Source organism: Rhodoferax sp. TH121 (assembly GCF_002251855.1).
Lineage (GTDB): Bacteria > Pseudomonadota > Gammaproteobacteria > Burkholderiales > Burkholderiaceae_C > Allorhodoferax.
Map to the genome: position 1 here is coordinate 853,878 of NZ_NOXW01000021.1, position 15,196 is coordinate 869,073.

At 56.7% G+C, this 15,196-nt stretch carries 15 protein-coding genes; 8 read left to right on the forward strand and 7 right to left on the reverse strand.

Annotated elements, in window-relative coordinates; translation table 11 throughout:
* Positions 1 to 147: 147 nt before the first annotated feature.
* Positions 148 to 1,284, reverse strand: coding sequence for an iron-containing alcohol dehydrogenase (locus CHU94_RS14025; RefSeq protein WP_094480842.1), 1,137 nt, complete (start codon positions 1,282 to 1,284; stop codon positions 148 to 150).
* A gap of 53 nt (positions 1,285 to 1,337) precedes the next feature.
* Here CHU94_RS14025 and CHU94_RS14030 point away from each other — a divergent pair, with 53 nt between their 5' ends.
* Both CHU94_RS14030 and CHU94_RS14035 read left to right on the forward strand, forming a co-directional pair.
* The gene (locus tag CHU94_RS14030; protein WP_094480844.1) at positions 1,338 to 2,330 is read left to right on the forward strand and encodes an alpha/beta hydrolase; all 993 of its coding nucleotides are present in this window, start codon (positions 1,338 to 1,340) and stop codon (positions 2,328 to 2,330) included.
* 14 nt (positions 2,331 to 2,344) lie between these two features.
* A complete protein-coding gene (locus CHU94_RS14035) occupies positions 2,345 to 3,205 on the forward strand; it encodes a YbgC/FadM family acyl-CoA thioesterase (protein ID WP_094481122.1) in 861 nt (286 codons plus the stop codon).
* 3 nt (positions 3,206 to 3,208) lie between these two features.
* Here CHU94_RS14035 and CHU94_RS14040 read toward each other — a convergent pair whose 3' ends face one another.
* Both CHU94_RS14040 and CHU94_RS14045 read right to left on the reverse strand, forming a co-directional pair.
* Positions 3,209 to 3,844, reverse strand: coding sequence for a protein phosphatase CheZ (locus tag CHU94_RS14040; RefSeq protein WP_176452036.1), 636 nt, complete (start codon positions 3,842 to 3,844; stop codon positions 3,209 to 3,211).
* A 93-nt stretch (positions 3,845 to 3,937) separates the two neighbouring features.
* Entirely contained in the window at positions 3,938 to 4,873 is a 936-nt protein-coding gene (locus CHU94_RS14045; protein ID WP_094480848.1) for a folate-binding protein YgfZ, read from the reverse strand.
* Between the two features lie 88 nt (positions 4,874 to 4,961).
* Between CHU94_RS14045 and mltG the strand changes: the two genes are divergently transcribed.
* From mltG to CHU94_RS14075, 6 genes are read left to right on the forward strand one after another with little or no spacing between them, the layout of a single operon-like run.
* The gene (gene mltG, locus CHU94_RS14050; RefSeq protein WP_094481124.1) at positions 4,962 to 5,903 is read left to right on the forward strand and encodes an endolytic transglycosylase MltG; all 942 of its coding nucleotides are present in this window, start codon (positions 4,962 to 4,964) and stop codon (positions 5,901 to 5,903) included.
* 25 nt (positions 5,904 to 5,928) lie between these two features.
* The gene (gene tmk, locus CHU94_RS14055; RefSeq protein ID WP_094480850.1) at positions 5,929 to 6,561 is read left to right on the forward strand and encodes a dTMP kinase; all 633 of its coding nucleotides are present in this window, start codon (positions 5,929 to 5,931) and stop codon (positions 6,559 to 6,561) included.
* Complete coding sequence (locus CHU94_RS14060) at positions 6,558 to 7,574, forward strand: DNA polymerase III subunit delta' (protein WP_094480852.1); 1,017 nt, start codon at positions 6,558 to 6,560, stop codon at positions 7,572 to 7,574. Before tmk ends, CHU94_RS14060 begins: the two co-directional genes overlap by 4 nt.
* Before the next feature lie 9 nt (positions 7,575 to 7,583).
* Positions 7,584 to 7,943 (forward strand): PilZ domain-containing protein, encoded by a 360-nt coding sequence (locus tag CHU94_RS14065; protein ID WP_094480854.1) that lies wholly within the window; start codon positions 7,584 to 7,586, stop codon positions 7,941 to 7,943.
* A 60-nt stretch (positions 7,944 to 8,003) separates the two neighbouring features.
* The gene (locus CHU94_RS14070; protein ID WP_094480856.1) at positions 8,004 to 8,810 is read left to right on the forward strand and encodes a TatD family hydrolase; all 807 of its coding nucleotides are present in this window, start codon (positions 8,004 to 8,006) and stop codon (positions 8,808 to 8,810) included.
* The gene (locus CHU94_RS14075; protein ID WP_094480858.1) at positions 8,794 to 9,453 is read left to right on the forward strand and encodes an ankyrin repeat domain-containing protein; all 660 of its coding nucleotides are present in this window, start codon (positions 8,794 to 8,796) and stop codon (positions 9,451 to 9,453) included. Before CHU94_RS14070 ends, CHU94_RS14075 begins: the two co-directional genes overlap by 17 nt.
* A 181-nt stretch (positions 9,454 to 9,634) precedes the next feature.
* Here CHU94_RS14075 and CHU94_RS14080 read toward each other — a convergent pair whose 3' ends face one another.
* From CHU94_RS14080 to CHU94_RS14100, 4 genes are all read right to left on the reverse strand, one after another.
* The gene (locus tag CHU94_RS14080) at positions 9,635 to 10,552 is read right to left on the reverse strand and encodes an adenylate/guanylate cyclase domain-containing protein (protein ID WP_094480860.1); all 918 of its coding nucleotides are present in this window, start codon (positions 10,550 to 10,552) and stop codon (positions 9,635 to 9,637) included.
* Positions 10,553 to 11,206: 654 nt separating this feature from the next.
* Positions 11,207 to 12,133: an LD-carboxypeptidase gene (locus CHU94_RS14090; protein ID WP_094480864.1), complete on the reverse strand. Its 927-nt coding sequence runs from the start codon at positions 12,131 to 12,133 to the stop codon at positions 11,207 to 11,209.
* 6 nt (positions 12,134 to 12,139) lie between these two features.
* Positions 12,140 to 13,258, reverse strand: a complete 1,119-nt coding sequence (gene tadA / locus CHU94_RS14095; RefSeq protein ID WP_094480866.1) for a tRNA adenosine(34) deaminase TadA — start codon at positions 13,256 to 13,258, stop codon at positions 12,140 to 12,142.
* A gap of 52 nt (positions 13,259 to 13,310) precedes the next feature.
* Entirely contained in the window at positions 13,311 to 15,092 is a 1,782-nt protein-coding gene (locus CHU94_RS14100) for a bifunctional diguanylate cyclase/phosphodiesterase (protein WP_255033959.1), read from the reverse strand.
* Positions 15,093 to 15,196 lie beyond the last annotated feature (104 nt).

Genomic DNA, 15,196 nt, shown 5'->3' on the forward strand with positions numbered 1-15,196 from the left:
AGTCCCTGATAGAAGATGTTTGCATTCTTTTTATGACCCACCCTTTGGTGCCCTGAGGGCACTCACAAGAAAACGGTTTCAAACCTGAAGGCGCGTTTATATACCGATTGGGGGAGTAGGGTCACGCATCCCCTTGCAACGGTGTGCTTAGAGGGAGGTGCGCAAGAGTTCGCGGTACTCGTCTGCCGTGGCGATGCGGGGGTTTGTCTTGTGACAGTGGTCGGCCAGGGCACCGGTGATGATCTGGTCGAATTGCGACTCCTGCACGCCCATGGCGGCCAGCCCGTTGGGCAGGCCCAAGCGGGCATTCATGTCTTTGATGGCATCCCCGATGTCACTGGCCGAAGCCAGACCCATGGCGTGGGCCATACGCTGCAGACGTTTGTCTTTTTGCACCGATTCGGCCTGCGCATTGAAAGAAACAACGGCGGGCAAAAACATCGCATTGAGCGTGCCGTGGTGCAGGCGCGGGTCCACGCCGCCCAAGCTGTGGCTCAAGCTGTGCACGCAGCCCAGCCCTTTCTGAAAGGCCATGGCGCCTTGCATGCTGGCGCTCATGAGCTGGGTCCGGGCCTCCACATCACTGCCGTTGTCGGTGGCGCGGGCAATGTGGGTCCAGGCGCGCTCCAGCCCGTCCAGTGCAATACCGTCGGCGGGCGGGTTGAAGGCGGGCGCCATGAAGGTTTCCATGCAGTGTGCTATGGCATCCATACCAGTGGCGGCGGTCAGTTTGGGCGGCAGGCCCAGAGTGAGTTCGGGGTCGCAAATGGCGGTCTTGGGGACCAGATGCCAGCTGTGGAAGCCCAGTTTGCGGTGGTCGTCTACGATGAGGATGGCGCCGCGTGCAACCTCGCTGCCCGTGCCACTGGTGGTGGGTACTGCGATGATGGGCGCCACGCGCTCAGAGATGCGCGCCGAGCCGCCTTCGATGGTGGCGTATTGGGTCAGCGGGCCTTCGTGCGTAGCGGCAATGGCCACGCCTTTTGCGCAGTCGATGGCGGAGCCCCCGCCTACGGCAATCAGCCCGTCGCAGCTTTGGGCCCGGTACACGGCCGCTGCAGCGCGCACGGCAGCCTCGGTGGGGTTGGATGGGGTCTGGTCGAACACTGCGACCGGCAGGCCGGGCAGGGCATCCAGCGCCTTTTGCAAAATGCCAGCCGCTTTCACTCCCGCGTCGGTCACGATAAGCGGGCGGCTGATGCCTACGCGTTCGCATTCTTGTTGGAGCAGGCGAACTGCACCACATTCGAACTGGATCTGGGTCACGTAGTAAATGAGGGACATGCGGCTCCGCGTGTAGGATTGAAAAAAACACTGTAGCAAGAAGCCAAGTTTCCATGAGTCACCACCATGACCGCCACGCCCATCCGCGTGCCCTGTTGACCCCCGCGATGCGCAGCGTGGTGGACCGCATTGCCCGTGCGGGCCATGTACCCATGCACGCCCTGAGTGCCGACCAGGCCCGTGCGGCCTACGCCGCTGGCGCCAATGTGTTGGAACTACCCACCCAGAAGCTGCCGCGGGTGGAGGACTTTACCGTCATGGCGCGTGATGGCTTTGCCATTCCTGTGCGCCACTACGCGCCTGCCGCAGGCCCCTTACCGGTATTGGTGTACTTCCATGGCGGTGGCTTTACGGTAGGCGGCATCGCCACCCATGATGGCCTGTGCCGGCGCCTCGCCCACCTGGGTCACTGTGCAGTTCTTTCGGTGGACTACCGGTTGGCCCCCGACAGCAAGTTTCCCACGGCCCACAACGATGCATGGGATGTGGTGCAGTGGGTCGTGCGCGAGGGGGCTGCCCGTCAGCTGGAATCCACCCGTATGGCTCTCGGTGGCGACAGCGCAGGCGGCACCTTGGCCGCGGCATGCGCCATCGAGGCGCGCAACGTAGGCGTACCGCTGGCCCTGCAGCTGCTCTTCTACCCTGGCTGTGCGGGGCACCAGAACACGCCCTCGCACCGTACTTTTGCGACGGGCTTTGTGATTGAGGAGCCCCACATCACGTATTTTTTTGAACAGTACATCCGCAGCGCGGCCGATCGCGATGATTGGCGCTTTGCGCCCTTGGATGGCAAAGGCCCTGATGGATATGAGGTGGATCTGGGCGGTGTGGCCCCTGCCTGGATAGGTCTGGCGGAATGCGACCCGCTGGTCGATGAGGGTGTCGCCTACGCCGATCGCCTGCGCATGGCTGGCGTCGCAGTGGATCTCGAGATTTACCGTGGCATGGTGCATGAATTTATCAAGATGGGCCGCGCCATCCCCGAGGCCGCGACCGCCCATGCCGATGCAGCGCGCGCACTGCGCCAAGCTTTTTCCATTTGCTGAGGTACCCCATGGCACTGCAACGCGCTGACTTTCGCTTCTTTCATCCTCTGCGGGTGCGCTGGGCTGAAGTGGATATGCAGCAGATCGTATTCAACGCCCACTACCTGATGTACCTGGACACGGCCATGGGCGATTACTGGCGCGCATTAGCCCTGCCTTACCAGGAGAGCATGGCCCTGCTGGGCGGTGACCTGTATGTGAAGAAGGCCACGCTGGAGTACCACGCCTCGGCCCACTACGATGATCAGCTGCACATTGGTTTGCGTTGCGCGCGGGTCGGCAGGTCGTCCATTGTGATTGAGGCTGGCATTTTTCGGGGTGTCGCGCTCTTGGTTTCGGGCGAGCTGCTGTATGTGTTTGCTGATCCAGCCAGTCAGACCTCGCGCCCCGTGCCCGAGGCCTTGCGCCAGGCGTTTGCGGCACAAACATCCGGGCTTGCGTTGACCCAGTGCCTTGTGGGCGACTGGAACACTTGGGCGGCGCGCATCACGCCCTTGCGCCGCGCGGTATTTGTGGAGGAGCAAGGGATTGCCGAACACCTGGTCGTGGATGAAGCGGACCCCGAGGCCGTCCACGCGGTAGTGCCCAATGCCGTGGGACAAGTCGTTGCCGGTGGCCGCATGCTGGTGCATGCACCTGGGGTGGCCCGCATCGGGCGAATGGCAACCCACCGCGTACTGCGAGGGACAGGTTTAGGTTTGCAGGTACTGCGCGCACTGATGGCGCAAGCCCAAGCGCGAGGGGACAGCGAAGTCATGCTGCATGCCCAATGCAGTGCAGAGGGTTTTTATGCCAAAGAAGGTTTTGTACCGCGAGGCCCGGTGTTTGAAGAGGCCGGAATTGCACACCAAGAAATGGTGCGGGCCTTGAGCTGAACGCTAGAAACCCAGCGACGCCAGCAAATCGTCCACGTCATCCTGCTTGAGGGCGCTTTCAGCGGTTTGTGGGCCTTCTAGCACATGGTTGTCCACGGTCACCGGCTCCGCATTTTCGGATTTGGCAAGCGACGCGGGCGTCGTGGGGGAGCTGTCGACGAGCAACTGCACGAGCTGCATTTCAGTGCGGGTGATGATGTCGATCACCTTTTTGATCACTTGGCCTGACAAGTCCTGAAAGTCCTGAGCCATCATGATGTCGCTGAGCACAGCGCCCTGACCCTCGGCAAACTTGGCGGTGCTTTGGGCGAACTTGCCGCAAACCACCATCAGGCCGCGGGCTTTGTCCACGCTCATGTCTGGGGCCGCAGCCAAGCGGGCCAGGGATTCCCCCAACTGCACACCACGGGTGGCTAGGTCATCACATTCGGGTTTGGCGGTTTCCACCAGGGTCAGAACCTTGTTGGCCGCGTCTTCGGTCATCTTGCCGACATAGGCCAAACGGTCTCGGGCGTTCGGGATTTCCTCGACGATGGTGCTCAACTGGTTCCCACCCAGCACCGTCAATGCTTCGTGCATTTCCCGGGTGATGGCGCCCAGGCGGGCAAATGCTTCTTCTTTGCTAAGCGGCGTTGACATAAGCAGACATTCCCTTCCCGACGCATTATTTGGCCCCTTCATTATGAATCCAGCCGGCAGTCCCCGGAGCCCTGGCGGACAGAAAAAGAAGGTTTAAATGTCGTCCAGCAGAGGGTAGGGCAGAGGCAAGACCTGCAGAGTCGAATCTGCAGCCAACAAGGGTCCGGCTTCCAGTGCCGAGAGTTGCAAGGAGACGATGGCGTCCATACCGCCACCAGGGGCCATGGCAGCTTGTACTACGGTACCAACCGGCTGGGTGGCGTCCGCAGGGGTGAAGATTTCCTGACCGGCCTGCAGCATTCCCTGGCTGTGCACCACAAATGCCCGGCGCTTGAGCGTGCCGCGGAACTGGCTGCGTGCGACCACCTCTTGGCCTGGGTAGCAGCCTTTCTTGAAGTTCACACCACCCACCGATTCGTAATTCAGCATCTGCGGCACAAAGGCTTCAAACACTGCTTGATTCAGCGTTGCCACCCCGCTGCGAACCTCGCCCCACAGCCATGTGTCTAGCGCCATGGGAGCCCCCTGCGGAGCTGGGGTTCCCACCGGAGCGATCCACAGTTGCCGTGGGGTTCCGTCTGCTGGATAAAGCTGAATCACAGATTCGGTGTCCAAATCGGCTTTTGACCATACAGAATCTGCGTGAATAGCTACGTTTTTTGTAGCATCTCCGGACAGACCGCAGATGGAATACCGATCAGTGGCGTCGCTGAGCTTGGCCTTTGCGCGCATCACAAACATGGATAGGCGCTTGAGCGTTAGAGCGAGCAAGTCCATGCTGCACACCAAAAGAATCTCACCCGTAGGGCGTTTGAAACCGATGAAACTGGCCTGCATACGGCCCTTGGCTGAACAAAAGGCAGCCAAGCGGGCATTGTTCAGGTCCAGCAGCGCAAAGTCATGTGTCAGCTGACCGTGGATAAATTTGGCGGCGTCTTCGCCTTCAATCTGGATCACGCCCAGATGGCTCAGAAGGGCCACACCATGCAGGGTGCCAACGGCAGCAGGAGAAGAGGGCTGGGTACTCATGGCTGAATTATCATTCCGCTTTTGATGACGGACGGGAAGTAGGGCTGTGCGCTTGTTTTTTGCTGCGGTGCTACTCGCCGCTTTGGGGATGCTGGGGGCAGGCTATGTTTGGGTGCAGTCGCCGCTCACGCTTAACACGCCGGTTGTGGACGTGGTGATTCCACCAGGTGCCAGTGCCCGCCATGTCGCCAGCACGGTAACCCAAGCCGGTGTGCAGACGCCCTCAAGCCTGCTCTTCTGGTGGTTCCGCCTGTCAGGCCAATCACGCGCGATCAAGGCGGGCAGTTATGAAATAGAAGCCGGCAGTACCCCCCACAGCCTGTTGCGCAAGCTGGTTGATGGAGACCAAGCCCTGCGCAGCGTGACGCTGGTGGAAGGCTGGAACTTTGGGCAAGTGCGTGACGCCTTGCGCAAGGCCCCACATTTGCACGCGGAGAGTGCGGGGTTGTCCGACCAAGCGCTGATGGCTCAGCTGGGTCGCACCGGGGTCCATCCTGAGGGGCGGTTTTTCCCCGATACGTATACTTATGCCAAGGGCTCAAGCGATTTGGCCTTGTTACAGCGCGCGCTGCGTGCCATGGACCAGCAGCTCGACGCTGCCTGGTCTCTGCGCAACCCACAAATCCCACTCAAAACCCCCGAAGACGCTCTGGTGCTGGCCAGCATCATCGAAAAGGAAACAGGCAAAGCTAGCGACCAAGCCCTGATTGCCGCGGTTTTTAACAACCGTCTGCTGATTGGCATGCGCTTGCAGACCGACCCCACCGTGATCTATGGTTTGGGATCGGCCTTTGATGGCAATTTGCGTCGCGCGGACTTGCTGGCCGACACACCTTACAACACCTACACCCGCGAGGGCCTTCCTCCTAGTCCCATTTCGATGCCAGGCAAGGCGGCGCTATTGGCTGCAGTGCAGCCTGCGGCCAGCAAGGCGCTGTATTTTGTGGCACGCGGAGACGGCAGCAGTGAGTTCAGCGAGTCTCTGGACGCGCACAATAGGGCAGTCAACAAATACCAGCGCGGCCAATAAGGCTTGACGCGAGCACAAGGGCGGCATGAGCGGACTTTTCATCAGTTTTGAAGGCATCGACGGGGCAGGCAAATCCACCCATATCCAAGCCCTGGCGGATGCCTTGCGGGACCAGGGCAAGGCCGTAACCCTGACCCGTGAACCCGGCGGAACCCCGCTGGCGGAGCAACTGCGCAGCATGGTGCTCAATGACAGTATGGACCCCATGACGGAGGCGTTGCTGGTGTTTGCTGCGCGCCGTGATCACGTGCAGCGCGTCATCGTACCGGCTCTTGCGCGGGGCGACGTGGTGCTGTGCGACCGATTTACCGATGCCACTTTTGCTTACCAAGGGGGCGGGCGGGGCTTTGACTGGCAGGTGCTGCGCCAACTGGAGCAATGGGTGCAAAGCCTTGGCGCCGCACTCCTGCAGCCGCACACCACCGTCTGGTTTGATTTGCCGCCAGCAGTGGCTGCCGAACGATTGGCTGGCGCCCGGGTGCCCGATAAATTTGAATCCCAACCAATCGCCTTCTTTGAAAACGTGGCTGCGGGTTATGCACGCCGCCAAGCCGAAGACCCAGCACGTTTTGCCCGAATCAACGCACACCAGACGCCGGCAGTCGTTTGGCACGATGTGCATGCCGCATTGTGTGCCCGCGGAGTGCTGCGTACATGACCGAGTCTGGCATCAACAATCATCTGGCGCCCTGGATTCAGACCCAGCTGCACACGCTACTGGGCCAACGCGGCCATGCATGGTTGTTGCAGGGGCCTTCTGGCCTGGGGCAATACGCCTTGGCACTTGCATTGGCCCGGACCTGGTTGTGTGAACGTGCCAGCCCACATGGTGCGTGTGGTGAGTGCGGCAGCTGCCACGCTATTGATGTACGTACCCATGCAGACTTGTGCATGCTGATGCCTGAGACCACGATGATGGAAATGGGCTGGCCGTTGAGTGAGAAAGCACAAGGCGAGATTGACGACAAAAAGCGAAAACCCAGCAAGGAAATCCGGGTGGATGCCATGCGCGACGCAGTCGAGTTTGCCCAACGCACCAGTGCCCGTGGCCGTGGCAAAGTGGTCTTGGTGTTTCCTGCAGAGAACATGAATACCGTTACCGCCAATGCCTTGCTCAAAACCTTGGAGGAGCCGGCTGGTGATGTTCGGTTTGTTTTGGCCAGCGAATCGGCTCACCAGTTGTTGCCCACCATCCGCAGCCGTTGCATAGGCCATACCATGGTGTGGCCCAGCACAGAAGAGGGGGCTCAGTGGTTGCAAACCCAGGGAATGGATGCGGGGCGTGCCCAGTTTTTGTTGCGTGCTACGGGGGGACGCCCGGCCGATGCGCTGCTTTTTGCGGAGTCGGGCCGCGACCCCATGGCTTGGGCGGCCTTTCCGCGCGCCATGGCCCATGGCGACGTGACTGTGCTCAAGGATTGGACTGCCGCGCAGATCATCGATGCCCAGCACAAGCTCTGTCACGATCTGATGGCCAAGTTCTGTGGGGCTCCCCCGCGATTTTTTGAATCCAAAGATTTGGGAACTCTACATGTCACCATGCCGGTGCTGAGCAAGTGGAGCAAGGCCCTGTCAAATGCCATGAAAACCATGGACCACCCTTTCAACGCGGGCCTGATGGCTGAGGCGCTTGTCGGGCAAGCCCAATCGGCCCTAAACTCAGGCCATTAGACCGCGACCATGAGCACCAATCCCGCCACCGCCCGCCCCAGCGTCATCCAGCTCTCCATCAAGGAGAAGGCCGCCCTGTACGCGGCCTATATTCCCATGTTTACCGAAGGTGGTGTGTTTATTCCGACCACCCGGGAATACACGCTGGGCGACGATGTGTATGTATTGCTGTCCTTGCCTGAAGATGTGCAGCGTTACCCGGTTGCCGGCAAGGTGGCTTGGGTCACCCCCCCAAAAGCCTCGGGCGGACGCACCCAGGGCGTGGGCATTTTGTTTCCCAAAGACGAAAAGTCACGTCAACTCAAACTCAAGATTGAGGAAATCTTGGGTGCCCACATGGCGTCGGACCGCCCCACCCAGACCGTGTAGTACTAGGCTCATACAGTGGGCCAACTGTAGTACTGCTGCAGTTTTGAGAGAAGAATTCCCATGTTTACCGATTCCCACTGCCACCTGACGTTTCCAGAGTTGGTGGCTGATTGGCCCGCCATCCAGGTGGCCATGGCCCAGGCTCAGGTACACAGAGCACTTTGTATCTGCACTACGCTTGAGGAATTTCCTGCAGTTCATTCATTGGCATTGGCCCATCCGAACATTTGGGCCAGTGCAGGAGTTCATCCCGACAATGAAGGCGTGACGGAACCGAGTGTCGCGGAGTTGGTGCGCCTTGGTTCACTGCCCAAGGTGATTGCCATTGGTGAGACTGGTCTTGATTATTACCGTCTTGGCGATCGTACGGTAGGTGATATGGAATGGCAACGCGAGAGGTTTCGTCGCCATATCCAGGCAGCACGGAGAGTTCAGAAGCCGCTCGTGATCCACACCCGAAGTGCGTCGGACGACACACTCGCTATCCTGCGTGAACAAGGAGAAATGGGCGGGGCAGGGTGCGCTGGCGGCGTTTTCCACTGTTTCACAGAAGACATGGCGGTCGCCAAGGCGGCGTTGGAATTGGGTTTCTATATCTCGTTTTCTGGCATCTTGACTTTCAAGAGCGCGCAAACCATTCGAGATGTGGCTGCCTTGGTACCCATGGATCGTTTGCTGATCGAAACCGATAGCCCCTACTTGGCACCAGTTCCGTTCCGAGGCAAAACCAATAATCCCTCATTTGTGCCCTATATTGCGCAAACACTGGCAACCCTCAAATCGTGCGATCTTCAAACCATTGCCGATGTGAGTAGCGCAAATTTTGATACCTTATTTCGCCCAAAATCTTATGCGAAATCAGTTTAAGAAGGTACTCTATCTTCTTGTTTTTATTGCAATAAACCCTGCAAGGGCGGGTTCTTACGAAGATTTTTTTCATGCACTGGATGCAGACAATCCTGTTGTGGTCGCCCAACTCCTCGAGCGCGGGTTTGATCCCAACACCCCAAACCCGAAAGGTGTCCCCGCGCTGATTGCAGCGTTGAAAGTACCCGCTCCCAAGGTTGCATCTTTGCTTGTGCGGCAGCCGGATCTGAAGGTCGAGGCGCGCAACGCGCAAGATGAGAGCCCCTTGATGTTGGCTGCATTGCGCGGCTACTTGGAGGTGTGTGCGCTATTGATTGAGCGAGACGCTGACGTGAACAAGTCTGGCTGGGCACCGTTGCACTACGCTGCAACGGAGAGCCATATTGCTGTTATGCAGTTGTTGCTAGACCAGCATGCGTACATCGATGCAGCGTCACCCAATGGCACAACCCCTTTGATGATGGCCGCGATGTACGGTAACGCTTCCGCCGTCAAGTTGCTGCTGGAAGCTGGTGCTGATCCAACTATTAAAAATGACTTGGGGTTGACGGCCATCGATTTCGCGGAACGCGTCAAGAATACCGATTCCACCACCATAATTGCCGCCTTTATTCGCGCCAGACGACCCAAAGGGGCTTGGTAAAGAGCTTTGAGCTTTGCGCTACAGCGAATCGCTTCGCAGTTGGACTTCCAATAGCCAATGTTATTTGAATGGATATTTACCAACCGAACGGGTTTGTCAAGAACGGCGGGGGGTCTTCCTGTGCTCATATTACTTTATACGATGTATATTATGTTAATAAAAGAAACTGAGAGTCTAAGACTTATTTAATCGTGAACGTCACAGTCGGAGCACTCAAATCTGCGAAAGATGCCCCCAAAGCCAATTCTCCTTTGCCATGCAATACGCACTCTTCTCTGCGTAACAACACGTCAGCGCCACCGGCCTCAGAGAAACGTACCCAGCTTCCGTAGCTGCTCATGTCTACCAACATAACGCAACCGTTACGCCACTCCAAGCGTGCATGTGTGCGTGACACCCGGGGATCATTAACCGCAAACTCCACACTTTTGACACGCCCAATGTGAATCGGCAACTCAAAAGACTTGAAGCTTTTTACTGTATCCATCCATTGCAATACAACTTCACGCCCCAGCGCATCTCCGAAGTCAAGCAAATCCTCAGGACTGAGTTGTGCCTGCATTGTCAAAAAGTCCGACGGCTCTTCCTCGCGCCACTCAATCTGAAACACGTTGCAAGGCTCGGCTCGGCCACGAATATGAATGGGGCCCAACATCCGAAAACTACTACCTCGTACTTCTTGGACCGTCTCCAGCGTATTAGCACTAGCCCAAATCTGATGCGGCCCACATAAATCGCACAACCTAGAGGCTACGTTAACAGCGTCACCGTAACAGTCATCTGCAACCATCTCAATCTCACCCGAGGCCAGTCCGATACGTATGGGCAACCGCAGCCCAGACTGCAGGCGCACAGTCTTTTTGTGATGTAGTCTCTGGATATCCACAACCGCAGCAACAGCTTGGGCCGGATCCCCAAAAATAACCATCACTCCATCACCGAGTGTCTTGACAAGACGTCCACCATGTATTTCACATTGGACAGTGATCCAAGTCGTAATCTGGGTCACGGACTCAGTGGCACGTGCATTACCCAACGCTTCAAACACCGCAGTACTGCCGTGTAAGTCGGTAAATACAACGGTCGCTTGAACACCCATTCCCAATTGATCCTGTGCTTGTCTAGTCGTTGAGTTTAGGGCAAACGAGTAGGAAATAGAGCGGACGAAACCCCACCCGCCTGCAAAAAGAAACAGCTTTGCTTTTCAAGGCTTATTCGTCGTTTGACCAAGCTTCAAAAGCTCTAAGCTTGGCCATAAGAACGCTATAGCCGATCAATGTTCGACGCACTTTAGACGGAGTTCTCCTCGATGTGCAGTGTTGTATATCTCGCAAACCCGGTATCACACCCTATTGCCCATGGCATTAGGTTTGCTTATGGTCGCACGGCAACTGGCTTGAGAAGAAATATATATGCGTTGGACTCCCTCTAATTTGATGAACAGTCTACTGAAAAGTAGCGTTGGCACTGAATCCAGGCTTCCGGCCCGGACACTGAATGACATTCGTCATGCCATGCTGGACATTCTTGGTGAGCGAGGAGCACAGGCATATCCTGTTGTTCAGTTGCGTGTAACATATGCTGATGATGTGCAGGACCTCTGGTACCTTCGCGGAGATGTAATGGCTGCGATAGCCGCACTCGATGGTGAGGCTACGGCGAGGAAACAGTTGGCGGATATCAACGCCATGTTCAACGGCCTCTTACCTCGTAGCCTTAGCGCACGCACTAGCCCGTTGGGTCGCTAGTAGCGTCAGTGCCCCCAAACCAGCATCACATCTTTGCCTTCGGCAGCCAAATCTGCTGACTTACCCACAGGCAATAACACTTTGGTTTGGACATGCCCATAGGGCAAGTTGGTCAACACGGGCACCTTTAGTCGCGATTGAAGCCAAGCAACTACGGTGTTTAGCTTGAAGCCTTTGTCATGCGAATTCAGCGTAAAGCCTGTGAATTGCCCTAAGACCACAGCCTTTTGGCTTGACAAAATGCCTGCAAGCAAAAGCTGGGTCAGCATACGTTCGATCTGATAGGGATGCTCGCCAACATCCTCTAAAAATAGAATGCCGCTCTTGATAGAGGGGAAATACGGTGTTCCGACCATCGACGCCAGCACGCTGAGATTGCCGCCCCACACGGTGGCATGGTGAACATTTAAAGGCGTCGCCCTCGGCCACGCTTGGTTCTGGCGCCAACCGGTACCTTCCCCCTGCCCGCTGGCCATGTCATGAAAACAGTCTTCCATGATGTCATCGGGTTGCAAATCAGGGGCCCCGCCTACGCCAAAGCCTTCGCACAAGGCCGGGCCGGCCCACGTAACCGCTCCCGTTTTGGCAAGGAGCGCCATCTGAAATGCGGTGAAGTCACTGATACCAACGAACTGGGTACCGCGCTCAATCGCCTTCGAAATAGTCTTATAGCGAATGCCATCCAGAATCCGTGTGAGTCCGTAGCCTCCCCGAGAGATCATTGCAATGTCTGCGCCACTTGCCGCAGCTCGGTGAATCGCTGCCAAACGGGTGTCATCATCACCCGCAAAACGCATATGGCTGCTTAAAGCATCGGCGTCCAATTCAACGTCGTAACCTAGGGCTGCTAGGCGTTTTACCCCACGTTTGAATGCCGCTTTATCGCGCACGGCCCCCGACGGGGAATATATGTAAATGTGTTTTTTCACCATAGGTGATTATCCGTCGCAAGTGATGCTGAAAATCTGCTCCGCCATCACGTCCGGGGGGCCATTCAGAATGACGCCATCCAAAGGATGCGCCAGCTTACCTGAGGCCAGCTCCATTTGCTGAACCAGTCTTGCCGCAGCCTTCCCCCCGGCTTGATAACCTTTGTCTGGAAACGGACGAGAGTCGGAGGCAACATCAGGGTCGGATGTGACTTGAACCACATTGATCACGCGTACAACTTTGCTTTGCACTAGCATGCGCGCCAAGTGAAGCGCGTTGCCTTCAGCCACGATCAGCAATTTCGGAGCCCCTAAAGACGCCAAAAGCATTTGTAAACTCCGCAAATGCAGGTCTATGGTGTGCGCCGTTTCCTTCTTGGGTTTGTCGCTGGCACCAAAGCCTATCAAATCTGGCACAAGGGCACGAAGCCCCTTCGCTTTCAACGCTGGAATCAAAGCCTTGAACCGGTAACTCCACCCTGGTAGGTCATGTAAACAAAGTACGACACAAGCCGCCCCTGCGCAACCCTCATCGAGGTAGTGCATGCGCCAACCATGTAATTTTTCTCCATCGATAAAGAAGTGGGGAGTAAAAGGATAGTCCTGCAGGTCAGCAAACACTGACAGCGGCGTCCGCAAGGCATCATCTGAGAGTGCTTGGGCCTGTGCTGCCCGGGTTTGTCGTCGGGCCTGAAAAAAACTGCGCAATGTGCCAGAGCATTCGTCAGCCAGCACGTTTGCACAAACCTGGGTGTGATGGTTCAGCCGTGGATTCGCAAAAAGGTCCATTACTGATCCAGCAGCACCGGTCTTGGGGTCTGCTGCACCGTATACCAATCGGCTTATGCGGGCATGTAGTATCGCGCCAGCACACATGGCGCAGGGTTCTAGCGTGACGTAAAGCTCACAGCCGTCCAGCCGGTAATTACCCAGCGTTTGTGCAGCGGCACGCAAAGCTACGATCTCAGCGTGTGCGCTTGGGTCATGTGTAGCAACAGACATATTGCGACCAACACCCAGTACGCGCCCCTCTTTAACAACAATGGCTCCAACCGGTATTTCCCCAACTTTGCGCGCTTCTTGGGCTTGTTCCAGCGCCAGGCGCATAAAAGCGGTGTCTTGTGTCATCCCCTAATCCTACTAGCTTGCACCTAGGTGCATACGCTCGGTAGCAAGGCGTTCAGGAGATGCTGCCTCGAGCGACTAGCCATTCTTTCAGCAGTGGCGGTGTCATAGGCTTGGCATACAAATAACCTTGCCCCTCGTGGCAGCCCAAGGCGCGCAGGGCTTCCGCTTGAGCCTCCTCTTCTATACCTTCGGCAATAACCGTCAAATTGAGATTGCGCCCCAGCTCAATCACCATGGAAGCGATATGCCCACCGCACATGTCTTTTTGTAGCTCAGATACAAATGCCCGATCGATCTTGAGCCGGTCTATCGGCAATTGGCGCAACTGGCTGAGTGATGAATAGCCAGTTCCGAAGTCGTCAATTGCAATGGAAATACCTAGCTCTCGCACGAGATTCAGTGTCTCAAGCATGAAGTCGGCATCCTCCATTGCTACTGACTCCGTTATTTCCAACTCCAGGCAATTCGGACGGATTCCCGTGTCCAACAAAGCGGCATTGAGTTTCTCCAGAAACTCAGGGTGCCGGAACTGAATTTGAGAGACGTTGACCGACATTCGCAAATCGGTCAACCCAAGCGCTTGCAGGCGTACCAACTCATGGCAAGACATGCGCAATACCCAGTCGCCAATGGCCACAATCATGCCGGAAGCTTCAGCAAGCGGGATGAAGCGATCAGGCGGCACAAAGGTTCCATCCTCGTTGCGCCACCGTATGAGTGCTTCCATACCCACTACCTTGCCACTGCTGAGGTTAATTTGCGGCTGGTAGACGATGAACAAGCGCTCGCTTTCCACAGCACTGCGCAGACTTTGCAGGAGACGGACACGCTCGCGGATGTCCGATCCCATTTCGCTCGAAAACATAACAAAACTGCCACGACGGCTTTTTTTGGCACGCTTGAGTGCGATATTGGCATCCTTGAGGGCATCGCGCCCGGATACACCGTCTGATAACAGCTTGGTCAATCCCATGGTGGCTGTCACCACCATGGAATCGTCTTGCACTTGGAAAGGCTCCCGAAACATGGCCAACACCCGCAAAGGATTTACCACGGACTGTTCGCCCATGAGCCCAAAGGTGTCGCTGCCAATGCGTGCCAAAATTACTTCATTACCCAGTTCTGTCTTGAGTCGGTCTGCGACCGACTGCAGCAAGCGATCGCCCTGCTGATGCCCCAAGGCATCATTAATTTCAGAAAAATCGTCAATGTCCAAAATGGCAATGACGTCGTCCGCCTTGGGCTGGTTCTTAAGCCGCTCTTCACTCAGGTCAATGAACTTGTTGCGGTTAGGCAGACAAGATAACCGGTCATAAAAAGCCAATTCGTCTAATTTCCGAATCTGCTCATACGCCCGCAGTGCCGCAGTTACCGTCGCGTAGAGCTTGGTACGTGTTAGTTCGGACTTGGTTTTATAGTCATTAATATCGAAATCATGGATGGTTTCGATCTCTGGTGCGTAACCGGGCTGGCCAGTTCGCAAAATAATTCTCAGCTCGTTGAGGCGCAGGTCTTGGCGAATCGTCTTCACCAGCGCTAAGCCTGCATCCTCCCGCTCCATCACAACGTCGAGCAGCACTACAGCAACATCACGTTCAGCGTTGAGAATTTGGCTGGCTTCCGCAGCAGAATACGCATGCAGAAAATGTAATGCCCGACCCAGAATCCGAACGCCAGCCAATGCAAAGGTTGTCGCCCGGTGAACATCCGGTTCGTCATCCACCACCAACAAACGCCACACCGGCTCCTTGGCAGCCCCGCCGACTGCCTCATCTTCCAAGAAATGCAGCGTGTCGGAGTCTGTGTGGAGGCCCATCAGATGCTCGGTGTTCATAAAAACATTGTGCACCAAGCTTGCATAAAAAGTCAGCGCCCCGAGGGGCGCCGGATGAACTTTTTACGTTGATTCTGCGGAAAACCTATTCGCTCTCGGGATTT